This is a genomic window from Pseudobutyrivibrio sp. OR37, assembly GCF_900113655.1.
Classification (GTDB): Bacteria; Bacillota; Clostridia; order Lachnospirales; family Lachnospiraceae; genus Pseudobutyrivibrio.
In genome coordinates this window covers 1-19,065 of the sequence record NZ_FOQF01000024.1, presented here as the reverse complement: position 1 = coordinate 19,065, position 19,065 = coordinate 1, and the positions used below count along the sequence as shown (strand labels likewise).

Genomic DNA, 19,065 nt, shown 5'->3' with positions numbered 1-19,065 from the left:
TTATTATAGCTTCAACATAAAAAGAATGAAATAGCGCTTTTTCAAATCTCACTTGAAACAGGAGGACTAGATAATGAAGGATACTACTTTTACAGCAAACACCTTAAGAACCGACGCCACCAGAAAAACAATAATTGCTGCATTATTTGCTGCACTTACTTGTATCGGCACAATGATTATCAAAATTCCAACGCCTACAAATGGCTACATACATCCAGGTGATGGATTTGTACTACTATCAGGTCTGCTATTAGGACCTGCTTGGGGAGCCTTGGCTGCTGGGTTTGGTTCTGCTCTTTCAGATTTGATTGGTGGATATTTTATTTATGTTCCAGCCACCTTTATTATTAAAGCACTTACTGCCCTTACCGGTTTTTTCCTTTTCAAACTTGTGGGAAAGCTTTTAAATACAAAAACAGCCCTACCGGCACTTATTATCAGTGGAATCGCTGGTGAGGCTGTCATGGTTTTAGGATATTTTATTTTTGAAATTTTTATGCTTTCTGTTGTAAATGATGTTACCCTTTCTGCTGGCGCCCTAGCATCTATCGCTGGAATCATACCAAACATCATTCAAGGTATCTTTGGAGTAATTATATCTTCTGTATTATATCCATTACTGCACAAGCTGGCATAATCTATAATCTAAAAAAATGAACCCTTAGTTATTAACTAAGGGTTCTCTTTTTATTGAACTGGAGCCTGTGCTGTTACAACACCTGCTTCATTTGTCTGATATAACATCTTTCCTACCTGGATTAACTGATTCTTAACAACCTTTCCATCAGCTCCAAATAAGTATGGCTGTCCGCCAACCTTTACTACCTGATTACGAACTATGATACCAGTCTTATCATCTGCATAGTATATACCATCTGCTGCAGCAAATGCGCCTCTAACCATTGCGCCATTCTCTGCGAAGTAGAAGGTGTTATTACCTACCTGCTGGAAGCCTGTCTGCATCTTTCCGTCTGGTCCGAAGTAGTATGTATTGCCGTTAACTACATAAGCACCAACCTGCATCTGGCCTGCTTCGTTGAAATAATATACGCTACCATCAATTGCTGCAAGTCCTGTAGTTCTGTGAGCATCCTTGGCATCTAAATAGTATGTGCCAGTGGCATCTGTCCACCAACCCTTGTAAAGCTTGCCATTGTCTGCTGGATTGAATAAGTAAGTAACGCCCTTGATATCAACCCATCCTGTCTGTAAGAAACCATCCTCATTGAAGAAGTACATATCCTTATCGATAACAACAAGGCCCTTAACCATGTGACCGTCTGTTGTATCTAAGTATCTGGTTCCAACTGCTGGATCTGACCACCAGCCAGTGAAAAGCTTACCATTATCTGCTGGGTTAAATAAGAATGTGTTTCCTCCTAAATCTAACCAGCCTGTCTGCATCTGACCTACTTCATTGAAGTAGTAAATGCCCTTATCAATTGTATTTAAACCAACTAATGCGTTAGCTGTCTTTGGTGCGAAATAATATGTTCCTGTTGGATCTGCAAACCAACCGTATGTAACGATACCTGTAGCTGGGTCTGTGTGATATTTAGTACCTGCAATATCTATCCAACCAAACTGTCTACGGAAATTATTAAAGAAATAAACATTTCCTGCTCCAAGGTCAAGTAAACCAACCTGTGGAATGTATGCGCTGTAATCCTTGGCTGCAAGGTTCATATCAACTCTGCCGTTGATACCTGCTACTGCTCCGCCTGAAGAGTACTGCCAGATAGCCCAACCTGGGATATCATTGTGATCTGAATACTGTGCAATCCACTTATCACAAGCAAGTGCTGATGTAAAATGTGACTTGTAGAAATTTGTGTATGTATAAAGGATTGGTGTGTAGCCAGCCTGTGAAATAATGCTACAGAATGTATTAGCAATTGCTGTACATGTATTTGGATCCAATCCCTTTTGAGTCTTATCTTCCATATCAAATGCTACAGGGAAGTTGATATTGTATGGCTCAATCCACTGTAGTACTAATGCTGCTTCCTGTGCAGCTGCCTCTACTGTAGTTGCATAAGAATAAATATATACACCTGTACGGATGCCAGCTGCCTGAGCGCCCTGTACATTAGCTGCAAAAAATGGATCAACTCCACTCTTTGTACTTCCTACCTTTACGAATGTATATGAAACACCTGACTGTGCTACTGCTGCCCAGTTAACTGCCCCCTGATACTTTGAAACATCTATTCCTTGTGCGCCTGCAGCATTAGCAGTTACAGGAACAGATAAAGTCATACATACAGCTAAAAGTAATGCTGCAAATGACTTAAATGCTTTTGATGCCTTAATCTTTTTCACAATTTTTCCCTCCTAATTATTCTTGCCCTTTTATAGTACCACAAATCAATAATTCTTAATCTAAAAATTTCTTAAATCAATGTGATTTAGTTCTGATGACGTACCACCTTGTATTCATCACCATCTACAAAATATGGGCACTCCTTGTAATGACCTGTTACAAGCCTTACATAATCATCCTCGTCCATGTCCATCTCGCAGTAATACTGCTCGTCCTCGTCATCCCAGACAAAGTTGTTACAATATTCGCAAGCTGTACTGCTTGATTTTTTTACTTTAGAATTATTAGCCATCTAATGAATCCTCCAATGAAAACTGCCAAGAGAATTGCTCCAAGCATTATGGCGTATTGAAACTGCTGATGCGCCTTACCCCATTTAGTATTGCTGATAGCAATGTAAATAGTAAGTCCAGCCATTATCGCAATTACGTTAATTATCATATTAACTGTATCCATATTCAGCACCCTTTAAAATAAGCTTGCAATAAGCATAATGATTTTTGTTCCAGCACCCATAATGACACCGGCAAGAACTATGCCTGCCATTGTAGCCTTAACACTCTTCTTGAAATCCATATCAAGAATTGAAGCTGCAAGTGTACCTGTCCAAGCACCTGTTCCTGGAACTGGAATACCTACGAATAAAAACAATGCAACATAAAGACCGTTGCCAGCCTTTTCCTTAAGCTTCTCGCCACCCTTATGTCCTTTTTCAAGACAGAAGGTGAAAAAGCCGCCGATAACTGGCTTATCCTTACCCCACTCAAGAACTCTTCTTGCGAAGAAGAAAATGATAGGCATAGGAATCATGTTACCTATGATTGCAATGATATAGCTCTGTAAAAGTGGCATGTTGTTTGCAACTGCGTAAGGGATTGCTCCTCTAAGCTCAATCAAAGGTACCATGGAAATAAAAAACACTATTAAATAATTAATCATTAAAACTAAACTCCTTTTATTATCTCTCGTAATTCATTTATAAATTTCTGCATCTCATCATCTGTACCGATGGAAATACGCAAGTAATTTGAAATGCGCTGTGGTTTAGAAAAATAGCGCACATAAATGCCCTTCTTTTTAAGCTCCTGGAATAAATAGGATGCCTCAACAGATTCGTGCTTTGCAAAAATGAAATTGCTCTTTGAATCAGGGAAGGTAAAGCCAAGCTCTGTCAGGGCCTGCTTTGTCCATTCTCTGGTTTTAATAACAGCTTTAAGCTTTTCATTAAAATATTCATCATCCTCTATAGACGCTACGCCAGCTGCAAGTGTGATTGCATCCATGGTGTAGGAATTAAAGGAAAACTTACAATCTGATAGATATTTGATAAGCTCCTTAGAACCGAGAGCATATCCTATACGATTGCCTGCCATAGAACGTGATTTAGAAAATGTTCTAACCACTAAAACATTATCGTATTTACGAACCAAATCTACACATGACTGAGAACCAAAATCCACATAGGCTTCGTCGATGATAACAACGCATTCTGGATGCTTTGAAATAATATCTTCGAAGAAGGAAACAGGCTCTGCTATACCAGTAGGAGCATTTGGATTTGGAATGACAATTCCGCCACACTCTTTATCATAATCTGCTGGATTTATCTTGAACTGTGAATCAAGAGCCTTGGTCTCGTAAGGTATTCTAAACAAATCTGCCCAAACATCATAAAAGGAATATGTGATATCTGGGAAAAATACTGGCTGTGTAGAATTGAAAAAGGTTAAGAAGCTCATAGCAAGTACATCATCCGAGCCCACACCTACAAATACATTTTCAGTGTCAAAGCCGTGGTACTTTGCTATAGCAGCTGTAAGATTGCTGCAATTAGGATCAGGATACTTTCTGAGAGTATCCATAGCTACACTAGAAATAGCTTTACCCACCAAAGGACTTGGTGGGTATGGGTTTTCATTTGTGTTTAACTTTATTACTTTTGTTTTAGGCTGCTCGCCTGGTGTGTAAGGTACTACTGTTCTAACATTATTCGTCCATTTAGTCATAATTGCCTCACGTAAAATCTGTTATGGTGCTACTACTGTTTGTTCTGTAGGAGCCTCCTCAGCTGGTGCTGAGGCAGCTGCCTGTTCTTTAAGTGCCTGTAATGTTAGTTCTGCGTTAACTAAATCCTGGAGATTTGTAACTTGAGCCTTCTGCTCCTCAGATAATGCTTCGTACTTAACTCTTGCCTCTGCTATCTGTGGCTCCTGCTCCAGGCTAGTAACTGGTCCAATCTGTGTAATAAGCTCAATTACCTTAAGCTGTGGATTCTGGATTAAGTAATTCTCCTGCTCTGTATTGCCTGTATAGAAAACAATAACTGGCCAACCAGCTTCAACAATATCGTAAATCTTTTCTGCTGATGAAAGTGGTAGGTTTACACAACCGTGGCTTCCGCTTGTTTTGTAAAGCTCACCGCCAAATTTGTTACGCCAAGTGGCATCATGTAAGCCTTCACCCATGTTGAATGGCATCCAGAAATGTACGTGTGATTCGTAATTATCACCCTTAAGTGTTGCCTCTGTCTGCTTGTAAGCTATTGGATAAACACCTGTATGTGTACCATGGTTTCCTACAATCTTTCCGGAAACACAGGCTGTGTCAAAGACCATCTGGCCTTCCTTGTAAACATACACATGCTGCTCAGTAAGATTAACCTCTACATAAGAGTTACCATAATCATGCTCGCCATGGCTGGTTCCGTAGTAAAGATAAGTGAAATCTCTGCTAACATCCTTGCCAGCCTTAAGATCTGCAATGATTGCATCGATTTCTCCCTCGTAGGCTATACGCCATCCAAAGGAACCTGCTGGTACTGTGATTTCCTCACCCTCTGTGGTAGTGAAATCCTTTTTCTTGCCGTAGGTATTGTATTTATCACCCATAGCATTAACATATTCACCAATGGCATCTCTATCAAAAGATACCTTGAATTTATCATCCCACTTGAAGAAAGTAGCTTTTGTTTTGGCTGGGATTTCTTCGGTGAAGCCTTCACCAAGGTCGTAGTGGATATTTACATCCATGTACTTGTTAAGCTTTTCAACTGCATTTTTAATGTTCTTGTCATCAGCCTTAACATCTGGCTTGTTATAGCAAGAACCATCTGCAATACTTATTACTCTTTCAAGATTCTCTACAGCGTAAATGATAGCTTCCTCAACGCCCTCTTCGTCTATTCTGTCTCCGTAGACTTCATCAACGATTTCGAATTTATCACCATTAAATTCAATATATGCATCCTCAGATTCCTTTGTGGACTTCTGATCGCTGAAATCAAGGCTCTGAGCTACTGCCCTTACCTTTGCTTCATCATAAGCATTTCCTGTGGCTGTATAATATTCTGCTGGAACGATAAGACGTCCTATCCAGTTAAAGCCTGACTGCTTATCAAGAATGTCCTGGACCTGTGTTTCATCATAATTAACATCTACCCCAAGGTCACTAGAGCTAACTTCGTTTACAACTTTGCCATCTGCATCCTTAAAGGTGATTGTGTATTTGTCTGCGTTTTGAACAATCTTATCATAGGTTTTCTCGGCTCCAAGGAAGGATGCGCCTACACCATTTACCTTGCTTCTGATATAAAAGTGATTGTTAAAGTATAAGCTACCTAAAAGATATACTATAAATGCAACGCAAATAGCAATTGCCCATTTAATAATTAAATTCTTATCAGGTCTGTATGATTTAAACCTGTTCTTCCTACGTTTACTCATAAATTTACCTTCTGTTATCAGTATATAATAATTCCGTTTCCTAGTTTACAAGAAAACAAGAAATAAAAACAACTAAACTTTTTGATTTAGGAAGGCTTTATTTGACTAATTCCTCCTAAAGCTCTTAAGTTCGTCGATAGTAAATTCATAAGCCTCATTACAGAACTGACATTTAACCTCTACTGGCTTGCCATCTGCAATGATTTCATCCATGTCTTCCTTACCAAGAGATGCTAAGCTCTTGATAACTCTATCTCTTGAGCAATCACACTTGAAGGCTGTATCATAAGTCTCCATAAACTGTAAATCAAGTCCTGCAAGAACTGTTTCAAGCATTTGCTCTGGTGTCTTACCGCTTGAAAGCATATCTGTAACTGATGGAAGTGTCTTAAGATTTTCCTCGATTTTTTCAATTACATCCTCTGGTGTAAATGGCATAAGCTGGATAATGAAACCGCCTGCGCAATTTACAGTATTGTCCTTATTCATAAGAACTCCAAGTCCTACTGAGGAAGGAATCTGCTCTGAAACAGCATAGTAATATGTTAAATCCTCTGCGATTTCACCTGTCTGAAGCTCTACTGTTCCAACGTATGGCTCCTTCAAGCCCATATCCTTGATAACACGCATAATACCAAGGTCGATGGCTCCACCTACATCAAGCTTGCCATTCTTTGGTGGTAAATCAACCACAGAAACATTAGGGAAGCCCTTAACCTCTCCCTTGCTGTTGGCTGTAACTGTGATTCCCTTAAGTGGGCCACTTCCCTGAATCTGAAGTGTTACTAAATCGTCCTCACCCTTAAGCATAACGCCCATCATAGAGCCTGCTGAAAGCATTCTGCCAAGTGCAGCTGTTACTATTGGTGATGTGTTATGGCGCTGTCTTGCCTCTTCCACCATATCATGGCTGGTGATGGCGAATGCGCGAATGGAATCGTTTGCTGCTGTTCCTCTAACTATATAATCACTCATTACTTTATTACCTCTCTTGCTATAAAATACAATCTATCACTATCTTCCTTTGGTGCCTGCATGGTTGATACATCCAGCACTTCAAGAAGTTGTAACTCACTTTTTTCAATTGCAGACTTTATTTCATCTACGGTAAATGCATGCTGAAGATGCTCCTCCTCATATCTGTCGAAGGTGCCCTCTTCGTTTTCCTCGTAAATAGTAAGATAATATAAATTATCCCGGGTCTCTTCATTGTAATCGTTTTCCCAAATGAAGCTTCCCTCCTCACGATTTTCCGCAATTGTACTACTTCCCAGCTTTTTGAAGTAGTGTTCTGTCTTAATATCAAAAATGAATAAGCCCTTTGGATCAAGGTAATTATTTGCGAGCTTGCAAACTGTTAAAAGCTCATCTGTATCCTTTAGATAGTTCATGCTATCGCAGACACTAACCACCGCTCCCACAGTTCCGTAGAGCTCGAAATCCTTCATGTCCTGACATAGATAAAGGATTCCATCGGAATCCTCAACCTGCATTGCCTCCATAAGCATGTCATATGATATATCTATGCCAATCATGTCGTAGCCCATAGCCTTAAGGCGTCTGGTCATCTGACCAGTACCACAGCCTAAGTCACATACGATTTCCATCGGCATATCGTATTTTTGAAACAAAGTTTTAATATTGTTAGCCCAGTCATCATATGGAATATTATCCATATACATATCGTAGACTGAGGCAAAGCCTGTGTAAGCTTCCATCCTATACCCTCTTAGATAAAAAGCTTGTAAGCTTTCTAACTATCTCAAAATCATCCTGAATTTCTTCCACCTTTAATCGATTCTCCTCGGAGAAACCAACCAAAATATCATGATTTGCTTCTGCAAGGTAATCAATAATACCATCTATATCACTCTTAATATTTTTTGGACATTTGATGTAGTGTCTCTTGCCGGCTGTAATATACAGAGTGTATGTAATAGAAAAATGATGCCAAAGGAATTTATGCATAGTGGAATATTTATAAATCCAAATTATAGCATCAATTGGAACAATAGCAACACCATAACTGCTTGTCTCGATGAAATAATGCTCCGTAATAAACATATCTTCTGTAGCAAGCTGTGGCAGTGTGGCCAATTCTTCCTCAGCCTCAGCCAATATTTCTGCTGGCTTACCGTATGCCCTAGTCTTTCTAACTGGCTGCGAAATTACCGGAAATGCAATATAAATGCAATAAATTAAGATTGCACCTATGCTATATAATCCGAAAAGAACATAAAAGAATTCAAAACACTCTGCAGCGGCTCCTACCGCATCAGGCTCAGAAATAGAATAGCTGGATACGGTTGAAAGAATTCCTTTTTCGTTCCAATTCAAATCATTGGCAAGATTTGTAAGAAGTGTTCTGGTAGCAACCGAATCGTAAAGAATCTCACCTTTTATAGAAACAGCATCGATGGTTGGAGCACCCTGCTCGCAAGTATCAGGGGTAAGAAGCACTACTACACACTCAGAATTAATCATTGTGTAGTAATAGTAGCCCCTGGTGGTATCCAACCATTTGCTGGTATATCCAGTAAAATACAGATTATTAAGATTAAATCTGGCAAAATTCTCCCTGGAATTGTACATCTCGTACAGACTGATTTGCTCCTCCTGATACATCTTAGGAACAAGCAATTGCTTAACTGGGAAAATAATGCCAAGCACAATCAAAATAACTAGAAAGATAATAGGAGCATAAAGCTTGCTTTTATAATATGACTTTATTGACCTTGTAATTAAATGCTCCAAAGAATCCATAATTGCTCCATTATTTGTGTGCTTCTAACCACTGATAGATGTCCTGGAAAACCTGTTCTCTATCTAACTCATTTAAAATTTCGTGTCTGTCTCCCTTGTAAAGCTTAAGTGTAACATCCTTTACACCTGCATTCTTCAAGGAATTGTATGCTGCTGTAGTTCCTTTGCCAAGGTTACCAACTGGATCAGCATCACCTGAAACAAAGAATACAGGCAAGCTCTTTCTCACCTTGCCAGCGCATACCTTTGAACATGCATATTTTGTACCCTCAGCAAGTGCCTTGTATGCATTCAATGTGAACATAAATGTACAGTAAGGATCGTGATAATACTTTTCAACGCTTCTGGTGTTTTTAGACAACCATGAATTAGCGTAATCCTTACCATAACAATCGTAAATCTGATATGGCTTGCTGTAAGACATGCCCTGTACAAAAGCGCTGCGATATTTCTTTCCCCTGAAAAGAGAAAGGATTGCTACTACAGCAAGGCCTGCATTTAATGTACCAGCTGATTCCTGGCCAGTTCCCATTATTACTGCACCTGAAAGCTCGTCCAAATAAGCTGTCTTATCAGCCAAAAACTTACGAAGCATGTAAGAACCCATTGAGTGACCAAGAATAAAATATGGTAAATTAGGATATGCCTTTTTAGTAATAGAATAATGTGTGTAAATATCCTCAACCATATCATCAGCAGGATGTGTGCTAGTCATAACACCAAGATCGTCAAGGCTATCTACAGACTGACCGTGACCAATGTGATCATGGCCTACTACAACATATCCCTTAGATGTAAGAAATCTTGCAAATTCATCATATCTTTCTATATATTCAACCATTCCGTGAACAAGCTGTAATACTGCAACTGGTTCCCCCTCAGGTAACCATTTTCTGCAATGTATCATTGAATGTCCATCTTTTGATTCAAATGTGTAAACCTCTTGATTTTCCATGTTTAACCCTCTCATATCGGTAATTATTCTAGTTCATTTTAAATGATTTACCCACTATATTCAACAAAGGCTTTGACCTCTATTTAAAATTCTCAATAATTATTTGAACAGAACGATTGCCTCTAAATTCGTTGATGGAAGGCTCGTAAATAATATCCATGGACACGCTCTGGCCGCTGCCCGAGAACAATCCCTGCCATGCACTTTGACCATATTTATTGGAAACTGCTTTTTCAAATTCCTCCACACCTCTAAACATTAAGGCTGTCATGCTTCCACCATTTTCAGTTTCAACTGTGATTCTAAGATACTGACCATCCTTGCCCATGTATGCCATTTTCAGAATTGGAACATTCTTTAGGGCGAACAGCGGCTTGTTGTTTCCTGTGCCAAATGGTGCCAGCAAATCAATGCTGTCAATCAGCCCCTCTGTAATATAGGCTAGTGGCATATCGCAATCTATCTTAATAATCTCCTGCATGTCATCTTCTGTCAGAGTGCAGTTTTGATTAAGTCTGGTTCTTAATTCATCTATCTTTTCTTTTGGAAGTGAAACACCGGCTGCCATAGGATGACCGCCAAATTTAGTGAACACATCCTTTACAGCTGTAAGCTCTTCAAACATATTATAGGCTGGAATTGAGCGTCCGCTCCCCTTTGCCCCGTCCTCTGCATCAGTGATTACAAGAACTGGCTTGCAGTAGTTTTCACGTATACGTCCTGCAACTATTCCTGCAAGGCTTTCGTGGAGTTCAGGAATATATATTACCAGCACTTTGTCATTTTTAAGTGAACTGTTTTCGATTTGATCCTTGGCCTTGTCGATGCCTGTCTGCGTCATGGCCTTGCGCTCTGCATTAAGCTCTACCAATTCGTTTGCCATAGCAAGAGCCTTGGCATTATCAGTCTCCATCAAAAGCTCTATAGCTCTTCCTGCTGTATCAAGTCGACCGCTGGCATTAAGGCATGGGCCTATAATAAAGCCAAGATGATAACAGCTAAGTGGCTTATCCTTAAGCTCGTTTCTGGCAAGAAGAGCATTTAAGCCGATATTGTCTGTTCTTTCGATGGCCTTTATTCCGTGATAAACAGTAGCTCTGTTTTCGCCCTTAAGCTCCATTACATCACAAACAGTGGCAATGCTGGCAAACTGTAAAAATGCATCTGCCTTTTCTTTTTCTATGCCAAGAAATTCATAAAGAACATCCACAAGCTTCCATGCCACCTGGGCACCGCAGATGCCTTTGAAGGGATAATTACAATCATCTCTTTTTGGATCAACTACCGCATCAGCATTTGGGAGCATCTGGATTTTGGTTATGCCATCTTCTGCCAGTTCAAAAGGAACCTCGTGATGGTCTGTAACCACAAATGTCATGCCAAGCTCCTTTGCAAGATTGATGGCGGGAGCTGCAGCAATACCGTTATCGCAGGTGATGATAAAGCTAACACCCTCATCATAAGCAGCCTGAACCATCTCTGGATTGATACCGTAACCGTCTATCATTCTGTTAGGAACTGCATAATCCACATCTGCCCCAACCTCTCTTAAGGCTGTAGTAAGGATGTAGGTAGACATAATTCCATCCACATCATAATCCCCAACTACACGAATCTTCTGCCCCTCATCAATTGCTTCCATCAAGAGCTCACAGGCTTCGTCCATGTCTGCAAACAAATGTGGATCAGGCAGATTATTCAATGTAGGATGAAGATATTCCTCCATCTCCTCATAAGTAGTAAGCCCACGATTCACCATAAGGCGCACAATAACTGGGTCCACCTTAAGCTTCCCGCTAAGTGTAGCGTAATCTGCGGCTTTGCGTTGTAATATCCATTTACTCATAAATTATCTCCAAAATCTAAAATAACCTCCCCCTATTATACTAGGGGAAGGTTGAATATACAAAACGGGAAGACGCAACATTTAAATATTGCCTACGGCAATGAGTTGCGTCGTGGCAATAAGGAATCCTCCCAGCAAGCTGGGCCCCTCCTTAATGCATATTAAGCAAGAGCGGCTGTAATAATAGCCATTGAGTATACTTCCTGTGCATTGCATCCACGAGATAAGTCGTTGATTGGTGCGTTAAGTCCAAGAAGAATTGGGCCGTAAGCATCAAAACCACCAAGACGCTGTGCAATCTTGTAACCGATGTTACCAGCATTGATATCTGGGAAGATGAATGTGTTAGCATGTCCAGCTACTGTTGAATCTGGGCACTTTGTCTTTGCAACACGTGGAGAAACAGCTGCATCGAACTGAAGCTCGCCTTCGATATCAAGTGTAGGATACTTCTCCTTAGCCTTTGCTGTAGCTTCACGCATCTTATCAACATCCTCGCCCTTTCCAGAACCAAGTGTTGAGTATGAAAGCATTGCAATCTTAGGATCTACACCGAAGATCTTAGCGCACTCTGCTGTCTCACCAGCGATTTCAGCAAGCTCATCAGCGTTTGGCTTAATGTTGATAGCGCAGTCACCCATTGCAAGAACTTCTCTATCACCTGTAGCTGAGTTACGTACCATGATGAAGCATGAAGATACGATGCTGTTGCCTGGCTTTGTCTTAATAACCTGAAGAGCTGGACGAACTGTATCAGCTGTAGAGTATGTAGCACCACCAAGAAGTGCATCAGCAACACCCATCTTTACAAGCATTGTACCGAAGTAGTTAGCCTGCTTACATGTAGCAGCTGCCTGCTCCATTGTAACACCCTTAGACTTTCTAAGCTCGCAGAAAAGCTCGCACATTTCATCAAATCTATCGTAGTTATCTGGATCGATGATAACAGCACCACGAATGTTGAAACCAGCTTCCTCAGCTGCTGCCTTTACCTCTGCCTCTTTACCAATAAGGATTGGCTGTAAGAAATCAGAACCAAGAAGACGGCTAGATGCCTCGATGATTCTGTGATCTGTACCTTCTGTAAATACGATTTTCTTAGGATCCTTTTTAAGGATGTCAATTAAAGCTCCAAATCCTGCCATTTTAAAATTCCTCTTTTCTTTCTTTAAAAGTAATATTTTAACCTCTAGTAAAACCAAAGTGTTAGTTTTTCAAAACCACTTGATATGATACTACTTTTTTATGAAAAAATAGTGGTTTTCCATAATGTTCTTAATTTTGTACTTTTCTGTATTTTTGTTAATTATTTGTCAATTATTACACACCCAAAATTCGTGTTATAATACCTTCTAGAAAATAGATTGAAGAGGTTATTATGCTTTATAGGAAACAAACGGGGTACGATGAGTTTAAGTGCATAGCTGATAAATGTCCGAAGAGCTGCTGCATTGGTTGGCAAATTGTGATTGATGAGGACAGCGTTAATAAATACACGAATACTTCCGGGAATTTTTCTGATAGGCTGAAGGCTGGCATAGATTACAATGTACAGTGTTTCAAGCAAAATGCCACCAGATGTGCAATGCTTAACGATAATGGGCTTTGCGATTTGCAGTCTACGCTTGGAGAGGATTATCTTTGCAATACCTGCAGGCTGTTCCCAAGACACATTGAGGAATTCCAGGATATTAGGGAATATTCGCTGTCACTGTCCTGCCCTGAGGTGACTAGGATGATGATGGAGCCTGACTTTGAATTTGGGATAACTGAAACTGAGGATGAGTCCTGTGATAATCCTGAGGAATTCGAAGATTTTGATTTTATGCTTTACGACAAGCTGGAATATGCCCGAGATAAAATGTTTGCGCTTGCAAAGGAAACTACTCTTCCACTACAGGAGCGAATGAATATCATTGCTTGCATGGCCTTAGAATTGCAGGAGCTTTATGATGAAGGCGATATTTTTGAGATGGATGATGTGACTGCTGATGACACCTTTGAAACTACAGGCACCAGCGCTATGCTATCTTTAGATAATTGCATCAAGGGCTTTGATGCCTTAATCGAAATGGAAGTTTTGGAAGAGTCATGGCGAGACTCTATTAAAGCTGCCAAAGCTTTTTGGCTTGAGCATAAAGAAAGCTTCACCACCTGGAAGTCTACCATGTATCCAGCAGCTGAAAAAGAATTCATATTTGAAAAGATTCTAGAATGCCTGCTTTATACCTACTTCTGTGGCGCTGTCTACGATGGTCAAATCTACGCCCGCACCATGATTGCAGTTCAAAGCACCCGCTGGCTGATGATGTTAGATGCCGCAAGTAGCCAGGAGCTTGCAAAAACCATCTACCTATATTCACGAGAGGTAGAGCATTCTGATTTGAATGTAAATGCACTTATCGAATATTTTGAAGATGAGCTATAAATCCACGTATTTATTCCATATAAATTAGTCTATTCAACAGTAACAACCTTTGCAAGATTTCTTGGTTTATCAACATCTAAGCCCTTATCGGCAGAAACATAATAAGCATATATCTGAAGTGCTGCTATTTCAGGGAATGTCATATATTCATCCTCTAAAACAGGTAATCCAATTACATGATATTCTTCAGAAAAATCTGCCTTAAATGAGTTCTTTGCCAAAAGTACCACGTTAGCCCCTCTGGCCTTGACTTCCTTAACATTTGATAATGCCTTAGATACAAGCTTGGTCTGAGTAACTGCTGCAATGACAGGTGTTCCTTTTGTTATCAATGCAATAGGGCCATGCTTCAATTCGCCGGCAGCATAAGCCTCAGAGTGAATGTAAGATATTTCCTTAAGCTTCAAGGCACCTTCCATAAGAACCAGATAATCCAAGCCTCTACCTACCATAAATAAATCTGGGCAGGTGATAACCTCTTTTGAAAGTCTGTGAATGCTATCCTTTTCAGCAATCACTCTGGCTATAGCATCAGGAACCAGTCTTAGCTGTGAGATAGCGTTCTCATAATCTACTTCTGATAGCTTTCCTCGTACAAGTCCAGCCTTAAGAGCCAGCATGTAAAACATCAATAGCTGAGTAGTGTAGGCTTTTGTACTTGCTACAGCAATTTCTGGGCCTGCATCTGTATAAAGGCTCATATCTGCTACTCTCGACATAGATGAACCACGAACATTTAGGATTGCCACACATGTTGCGCCTGCTTCCTTTGCTCTATTCAATGCTTCCAATGTATCGATAGTCTCACCAGACTGGGAAACTGCAATGAATAAAGTGTCTGCATCAAGAGCTGTATCAGAATATATAAACTCAGAAGCCATTTCTACTTCAGCAGTTATGCCGCACCATTTTTTCAAAAGCTGCGCGCCTACCATACCAGCATGCAACGCAGTTCCGCAGGCAACAATACATACTCTGCTAAAATGCTTAAGGGCCTTATCAACTTCACCATTAAAACCAAAATTAACATCTGAATCCACAATATAATTGCTAAGAATTCTGCGTAAACAATTTGGCTGTTCATCAATTTCCTTTGCCATGTAATATGGATAGCCCTGCTTTTGAGCAGAAGTAGTGTCCCAATCCACCTTTGTGAATTCAACATCTACTGGGTTGCCTTCAAAATCTTCAACAGTGTAGCCTGATGCATTCATTGTAAGAATAACGTCTTCATCCAAAACAAAATACTCTTTTGAGTATGCGTAAATCGCTGCTGGGTCAGATGCCAAAATAGCCTGATTGCCAGTGTGTGTCACAACAACAGGATTTACATTTCTAACAGCAAAAATAGTATCTGGGATGTCATCAAACATAATTACAAGAGCGAAAGTTCCCTGTAATTTTGAAACTGTTCTTTTGATAGCTTCTTTAGGATTTCCTTTGTAGAATTTGTTCAGCAGTGCCGCAACGACCTCGGTATCTGTTTCTGATACAAGTTGCTCTGAAAGCTCGTACTCTTCCTTCAAAAGGGCATAGTTTTCAATGATGCCATTATGAACAAGAGTAACCTTTCCCGATTTATGAGGATGGGCATTCACATCACTAACTCCACCGTGAGTAGCCCATCTGGTATGACCAATGCCGCAGCTAAAATTAACGTCTGATTCAGGAATAATTCCTCTCAGATCATTAACTCTGCCCTGGCATTTGTATATTACTGACTGGCCATCACCTTTTTCACGAACTGCGATTCCAGCACTGTCATAGCCTCTGTACTCCAAAAGCTCAAGTCCATCCAAAATTTTTGCTAAAGCATCATTTCCTATATATCCAATAATTCCACACATATTTAATTCCTCATTCTTTCTATAAAATGCGACTTTGTCGCTTACAATCAAAACATGCCTATCGCATCATCTCTGTTTTGCAGTTACCTGCATATTTAATAATGCGTGCGCACTAGGCTGCACGGGAGGGCACCCGCCGAATTTTCGATAATCCCTCCTCCTCGTTAACCAGCAATTGCTGGTGCATGGCGCTAAAACGAGGAATAAATACGTGAATTTCGCCTTATTCAATTTTCAATCTACGATAGACTGTATTGTAGTAGAACTGTATATATAAGTCAACTTAAAAAATAGCACCCAGGTCGCCCTGAGTGCATTTTTATTTTTGACTAATTACTCCGTTTTCATCCACAGCAACATTGCCAGAAATGCTTTCAACATAGCTGTATCCGCTTGGGTCTACTGAAGTGCATGCATTACTTGCAGTTATAGGAATGATGCGGTAGGTTACGGCGCCGTTTTCATCAACACTAAACTGTACCGCTCCGCCGCCACCTGATTTGATAGACTGATTAAAGATGAAGTTGCCAAGGCTGTAAAAAATAGGCTTGCCATTGTACATTTCCACTGGCTGCAGGCAATGGCTGTGCATGCCGATTACTGCATCAGCGCCAGCATCTATCATCTTGTGTCCGTCATTGGCCTGATAGTCTGTAAGCTCTGTGGTGTGCTCCACGCCCCAGTGAACCATTACGAATAAGTAATCCACCTGTGGACGGGCTGCTGCGATAGCATTTAATAAATCTGTCTCGTCGTAAAAGCAGAACTCGCCTGGCTGGGAATTAAGCACATTCCAGCTTCCTACTGGAATAACGTGACTGGCGGCAAGAAAGCCGTAGGTTCTTCCCATATCGTCAGTCTTTATGATAAGCTTGCTGGCTTCCTCTAAGCTGTTGCCAGCTCCTGTGTATTCAATTTCAGCATTAGTCAGGGTGGTGAAGGTGTCTGTTAGTGCATCATGGCCAAAATCCAGCACGTGGTTGTTGGCAAGACCTGCGATATCCACACCCAGGTCACCTAAAATGCTGACATATCCAGGATTGACTCTGAAGGTGTACTGCTTGTCAGGAGCCTTCTGCCCTCTTTCAGAATAGCAGAATTCATTATTTATCATTGTAAATGTAGAATCCCGAAGCAGCGACTGAACATCTGCAGATGCCACACCGTCAATTCCTTTTGCATTATAAGCAGACTGGACATATTCACTGATTTCAACGTCACCGGTAAATACTATATTTGTAGTAGTCTGGGCTGGCGCTGGTTCCACTGCAGGCTCCGATTCTGCAACCACTTCCTTTTCTACGATAGTATCCTGTGGCTGGGCTGCAGCCTGCTCCTCCTTAAAAAGAGCCTTTTCAAAAATGTCATCACCAACGAAATACCAGCCTGCCGCGCAAAGCAGCACCATCACTAGCATCGTATTTATTAATACCTTAAAAAATTTTTTCATAATCTCCCTCTACCTAAACTTATTTTTTTCTGGGTCATAGTGGTAATCAATCATTGCAAGCTTTGCAATTATCTCATCACCGTCTACCTCATTATCATCAACCAATGCATCAAAGCTGCTGTAGTAATCACGAAGTGCTGTGTTTACAACAGACAAAAGCATCACTGGGTCCTTAGGAAAATTCATATTGCCTCCTATCATTACATAAATCGGTCAATTAATCTTTTGCGACACGATTAAATCAATTATAATACATTTGTTATCAACTATAAAAGGAGAAGATGTATGAAAGAATTTTTAAAGAGAAAAAACATCGAAATTTCTGTGAAGCGTTATCTTATTGATGCCCTTGGTGCCATGGCTCAAGGTTTGTTTTGCTCACTTCTTATTGGAACAATCATAAATACAATAGGAACTCAGTTTGGAATTGGATTTTTGACAGTGCCTGTAGCTACTGTGGCAGGTGTTGATTACACTGTTGGCGGTCTTGCTACTGCAATGAGTGGTCCAGCTATGGCGGTTGCCATCGGCTATGCTCTTCAGGCTCCACCACTTGTACTGTTTTCACTTATCACTGTAGGCTTTGCATCAAACGCCCTTGGTGGTGCAGGTGGCCCTCTTGCAGTTCTTTTTGTAGCAATCATTTCTGCAGAAATCGGCAAGGCTGTTTCTAAGGAAACAAAGGTAGATATTCTTGTTACTCCACTTGTTACAATCGGCGTTGGTATTGCCCTTTCCGCTTGGTGGGCTCCAGCCCTTGGTAAAGCGGCAAGCTCTGTAGGAACACTTATTATGTGGGCTACAACAAAACAGCCATTTATCATGGGAATCCTTGTTTCAGTTATCGTAGGAATTGCACTTACTCTTCCTATTTCTTCTGCCGCAATTTGCGCAGCTCTTTCACTTACCGGACTTGCTGGTGGCGCTGCTGTAGCAGGCTGCTGCGCACAGATGGTAGGATTTGCTGTAATGAGCTTTAAGGAAAATAAATGGGGCGGACTTGTTTCACAGGGAATCGGAACATCAATGCTTCAAATGCCAAACATTATCAAGAATCCTCGCATTTGGATTTCACCAATCCTTTGCTCTGCAATCACAGGCCCTCTTGCAACATGCCTGTTTAAGATGGAAATGAACGGCGCAGCTGTTTCATCAGGCATGGGTACCTGCGGACTTGTTGGGCAGATTGGTGTTTACACTGGCTGGGTAAATGATATTGCAGCCGGCACAAAATCAGCAATCACTGCAATGGATTGGATTGGACTTATCCTTATCTGTTTCGTGCTTCCAGCAGTGCTCTGCCCACTATTCAATATGGTAGCTGTAAAGCTTGGTTGGGTAAAAGATGGCGATATGCGCCTAGAATAAAAATAGCTTCCCCCTTTTTCGCAATGTCATTAAGTTAAGAGGGATGTATAAAGATCTCTGCATCAGGAATGATGCAGGGGTCTTTTTTCTATAAAGGGTTGACATTAATGCAGAAAAGTGCGGCCGCTTTCGCTACTGATTATTTTCAGAGGTAGCGAAAGCGGCCCTTGAAATTGTAAGTATATTTACAAATTTCAGGGAGGCGCACATGAAACCACAAATGGTAAAGAAACTTTTGATGTCACAAATTAAAACAATTGCAGATAATGCAAAATCTTTCTGTATTGATTCTGAAAGAAATTTCTCACGGAAAAGAAAATTGTCTATGGAAAAAGTCATTACAGGAATTATTGGTATGGGAAG

At 40.6% G+C, this 19,065-nt stretch carries 18 protein-coding genes; 3 read left to right on the top strand and 15 right to left on the bottom strand.

The features are described from left to right. Nucleotides 1–73: 73 nt before the first annotated feature. The gene (locus tag BM097_RS11500; RefSeq protein ID WP_090549742.1) at nt 74–637 is read left to right on the top strand and encodes an ECF transporter S component; all 564 of its coding nucleotides are present in this window, start codon (nt 74–76) and stop codon (nt 635–637) included. A 50-nt stretch (nt 638–687) separates the two neighbouring features. Here BM097_RS11500 and BM097_RS11495 read toward each other — a convergent pair whose 3' ends face one another. The 12 genes from BM097_RS11495 to pta form a co-directional block, all read right to left on the bottom strand. Continuing rightward, complete coding sequence (locus BM097_RS11495) at nt 688–2,322, bottom strand: GH25 family lysozyme (RefSeq protein ID WP_090549739.1); 1,635 nt, start codon at nt 2,320–2,322, stop codon at nt 688–690. Between the two features lie 86 nt (nt 2,323–2,408). Beyond that, nucleotides 2,409–2,615 (bottom strand): DUF6472 family protein, encoded by a 207-nt coding sequence (locus BM097_RS11490; RefSeq protein WP_090549736.1) that lies wholly within the window; start codon nt 2,613–2,615, stop codon nt 2,409–2,411. Continuing rightward, nucleotides 2,594–2,779, bottom strand: a complete 186-nt coding sequence (locus BM097_RS11485) for a hypothetical protein (RefSeq protein ID WP_090549733.1) — start codon at nt 2,777–2,779, stop codon at nt 2,594–2,596. Before BM097_RS11485 ends, BM097_RS11490 begins: the two co-directional genes overlap by 22 nt. A gap of 12 nt (nt 2,780–2,791) precedes the next feature. Continuing rightward, nucleotides 2,792–3,262: a COG2426 family protein gene (locus BM097_RS11480; protein ID WP_177197454.1), complete on the bottom strand. Its 471-nt coding sequence runs from the start codon at nt 3,260–3,262 to the stop codon at nt 2,792–2,794. Between the two features lie 5 nt (nt 3,263–3,267). Then, nucleotides 3,268–4,329: a histidinol-phosphate transaminase gene (gene hisC, locus BM097_RS11475; protein WP_090549730.1), complete on the bottom strand. Its 1,062-nt coding sequence runs from the start codon at nt 4,327–4,329 to the stop codon at nt 3,268–3,270. A gap of 21 nt (nt 4,330–4,350) precedes the next feature. Beyond that, nucleotides 4,351–6,045, bottom strand: coding sequence for a L,D-transpeptidase family protein (locus BM097_RS11470; protein WP_090549727.1), 1,695 nt, complete (start codon nt 6,043–6,045; stop codon nt 4,351–4,353). 105 nt (nt 6,046–6,150) lie between these two features. After that, a complete protein-coding gene (hslO, locus tag BM097_RS11465) occupies nt 6,151–7,020 on the bottom strand; it encodes an Hsp33 family molecular chaperone HslO (protein WP_090549725.1) in 870 nt (289 codons plus the stop codon). Further along, nucleotides 7,020–7,763, bottom strand: coding sequence for a class I SAM-dependent DNA methyltransferase (locus tag BM097_RS11460; RefSeq protein WP_090549722.1), 744 nt, complete (start codon nt 7,761–7,763; stop codon nt 7,020–7,022). The genes hslO and BM097_RS11460 overlap by 1 nt, the downstream gene beginning before the upstream one ends. Nucleotide 7,764: 1 nt before the next feature. Then, the gene (locus BM097_RS11455; protein WP_177197453.1) at nt 7,765–8,808 is read right to left on the bottom strand and encodes a DUF6709 family protein; all 1,044 of its coding nucleotides are present in this window, start codon (nt 8,806–8,808) and stop codon (nt 7,765–7,767) included. Nucleotides 8,809–8,818: 10 nt separating this feature from the next. After that, entirely contained in the window at nt 8,819–9,763 is a 945-nt protein-coding gene (locus tag BM097_RS11450; protein ID WP_090549716.1) for an alpha/beta fold hydrolase, read from the bottom strand. A gap of 79 nt (nt 9,764–9,842) precedes the next feature. After that, nucleotides 9,843–11,609 (bottom strand): single-stranded-DNA-specific exonuclease RecJ, encoded by a 1,767-nt coding sequence (gene recJ / locus BM097_RS11445; RefSeq protein WP_090549713.1) that lies wholly within the window; start codon nt 11,607–11,609, stop codon nt 9,843–9,845. Between the two features lie 161 nt (nt 11,610–11,770). Further along, a complete protein-coding gene (gene pta, locus BM097_RS11440; protein WP_090549711.1) occupies nt 11,771–12,754 on the bottom strand; it encodes a phosphate acetyltransferase in 984 nt (327 codons plus the stop codon). Nucleotides 12,755–12,987: 233 nt separating this feature from the next. Between pta and fliB the strand changes: the two genes are divergently transcribed. After that, nucleotides 12,988–14,037 (top strand): flagellin lysine-N-methylase, encoded by a 1,050-nt coding sequence (fliB, locus tag BM097_RS11435; protein WP_090549708.1) that lies wholly within the window; start codon nt 12,988–12,990, stop codon nt 14,035–14,037. A 29-nt stretch (nt 14,038–14,066) separates the two neighbouring features. On the opposite strand, the gene glmS is transcribed toward fliB, so the two are convergent. The 3 genes from glmS to BM097_RS11420 all read right to left on the bottom strand — a co-directional run bounded on the left by glmS (nt 14,067) and on the right by BM097_RS11420 (nt 17,520). Continuing rightward, nucleotides 14,067–15,884, bottom strand: coding sequence for a glutamine--fructose-6-phosphate transaminase (isomerizing) (glmS, locus tag BM097_RS11430; RefSeq protein WP_090549705.1), 1,818 nt, complete (start codon nt 15,882–15,884; stop codon nt 14,067–14,069). A gap of 319 nt (nt 15,885–16,203) precedes the next feature. Further along, nucleotides 16,204–17,334, bottom strand: a complete 1,131-nt coding sequence (locus BM097_RS11425; protein WP_090549702.1) for a CapA family protein — start codon at nt 17,332–17,334, stop codon at nt 16,204–16,206. A 9-nt stretch (nt 17,335–17,343) separates the two neighbouring features. Continuing rightward, on the bottom strand, nt 17,344–17,520 hold the full coding sequence (locus tag BM097_RS11420) for a DUF4250 domain-containing protein (RefSeq protein WP_090549696.1): 177 nt from the start codon (nt 17,518–17,520) through the stop codon (nt 17,344–17,346). 99 nt (nt 17,521–17,619) lie between these two features. Here BM097_RS11420 and BM097_RS11415 point away from each other — a divergent pair, with 99 nt between their 5' ends. Next, nucleotides 17,620–18,702 (top strand): PTS sugar transporter subunit IIC, encoded by a 1,083-nt coding sequence (locus BM097_RS11415; RefSeq protein ID WP_090549692.1) that lies wholly within the window; start codon nt 17,620–17,622, stop codon nt 18,700–18,702. The last annotated feature ends 363 nt before the right edge of the window (nt 18,703–19,065 follow it).

Coding starts and splice junctions, on each gene's coding strand:
- BM097_RS11500 (WP_090549742.1), top strand. CDS start 74: ATGAAGGATACTACTTTTACAGCAAACACCTTAAGAACCGACGCCACC.
- BM097_RS11490 (WP_090549736.1), bottom strand. CDS start 2,615: ATGGCTAATAATTCTAAAGTAAAAAAATCAAGCAGTACAGCTTGCGAA.
- BM097_RS11485 (WP_090549733.1), bottom strand. CDS start 2,779: ATGGATACAGTTAATATGATAATTAACGTAATTGCGATAATGGCTGGA.
- BM097_RS11480 (WP_177197454.1), bottom strand. CDS start 3,262: ATGATTAATTATTTAATAGTGTTTTTTATTTCCATGGTACCTTTGATT.
- hisC (WP_090549730.1), bottom strand. CDS start 4,329: ATGACTAAATGGACGAATAATGTTAGAACAGTAGTACCTTACACACCA.
- BM097_RS11470 (WP_090549727.1), bottom strand. CDS start 6,045: ATGAGTAAACGTAGGAAGAACAGGTTTAAATCATACAGACCTGATAAG.
- hslO (WP_090549725.1), bottom strand. CDS start 7,020: ATGAGTGATTATATAGTTAGAGGAACAGCAGCAAACGATTCCATTCGC.
- BM097_RS11460 (WP_090549722.1), bottom strand. CDS start 7,763: ATGGAAGCTTACACAGGCTTTGCCTCAGTCTACGATATGTATATGGAT.
- BM097_RS11455 (WP_177197453.1), bottom strand. CDS start 8,808: ATGGATTCTTTGGAGCATTTAATTACAAGGTCAATAAAGTCATATTAT.
- BM097_RS11450 (WP_090549716.1), bottom strand. CDS start 9,763: ATGGAAAATCAAGAGGTTTACACATTTGAATCAAAAGATGGACATTCA.
- recJ (WP_090549713.1), bottom strand. CDS start 11,609: ATGAGTAAATGGATATTACAACGCAAAGCCGCAGATTACGCTACACTT.
- pta (WP_090549711.1), bottom strand. CDS start 12,754: ATGGCAGGATTTGGAGCTTTAATTGACATCCTTAAAAAGGATCCTAAG.
- fliB (WP_090549708.1), top strand. CDS start 12,988: ATGCTTTATAGGAAACAAACGGGGTACGATGAGTTTAAGTGCATAGCT.
- glmS (WP_090549705.1), bottom strand. CDS start 15,884: ATGTGTGGAATTATTGGATATATAGGAAATGATGCTTTAGCAAAAATT.
- BM097_RS11425 (WP_090549702.1), bottom strand. CDS start 17,334: ATGAAAAAATTTTTTAAGGTATTAATAAATACGATGCTAGTGATGGTG.
- BM097_RS11420 (WP_090549696.1), bottom strand. CDS start 17,520: ATGAATTTTCCTAAGGACCCAGTGATGCTTTTGTCTGTTGTAAACACA.
- BM097_RS11415 (WP_090549692.1), top strand. CDS start 17,620: ATGAAAGAATTTTTAAAGAGAAAAAACATCGAAATTTCTGTGAAGCGT.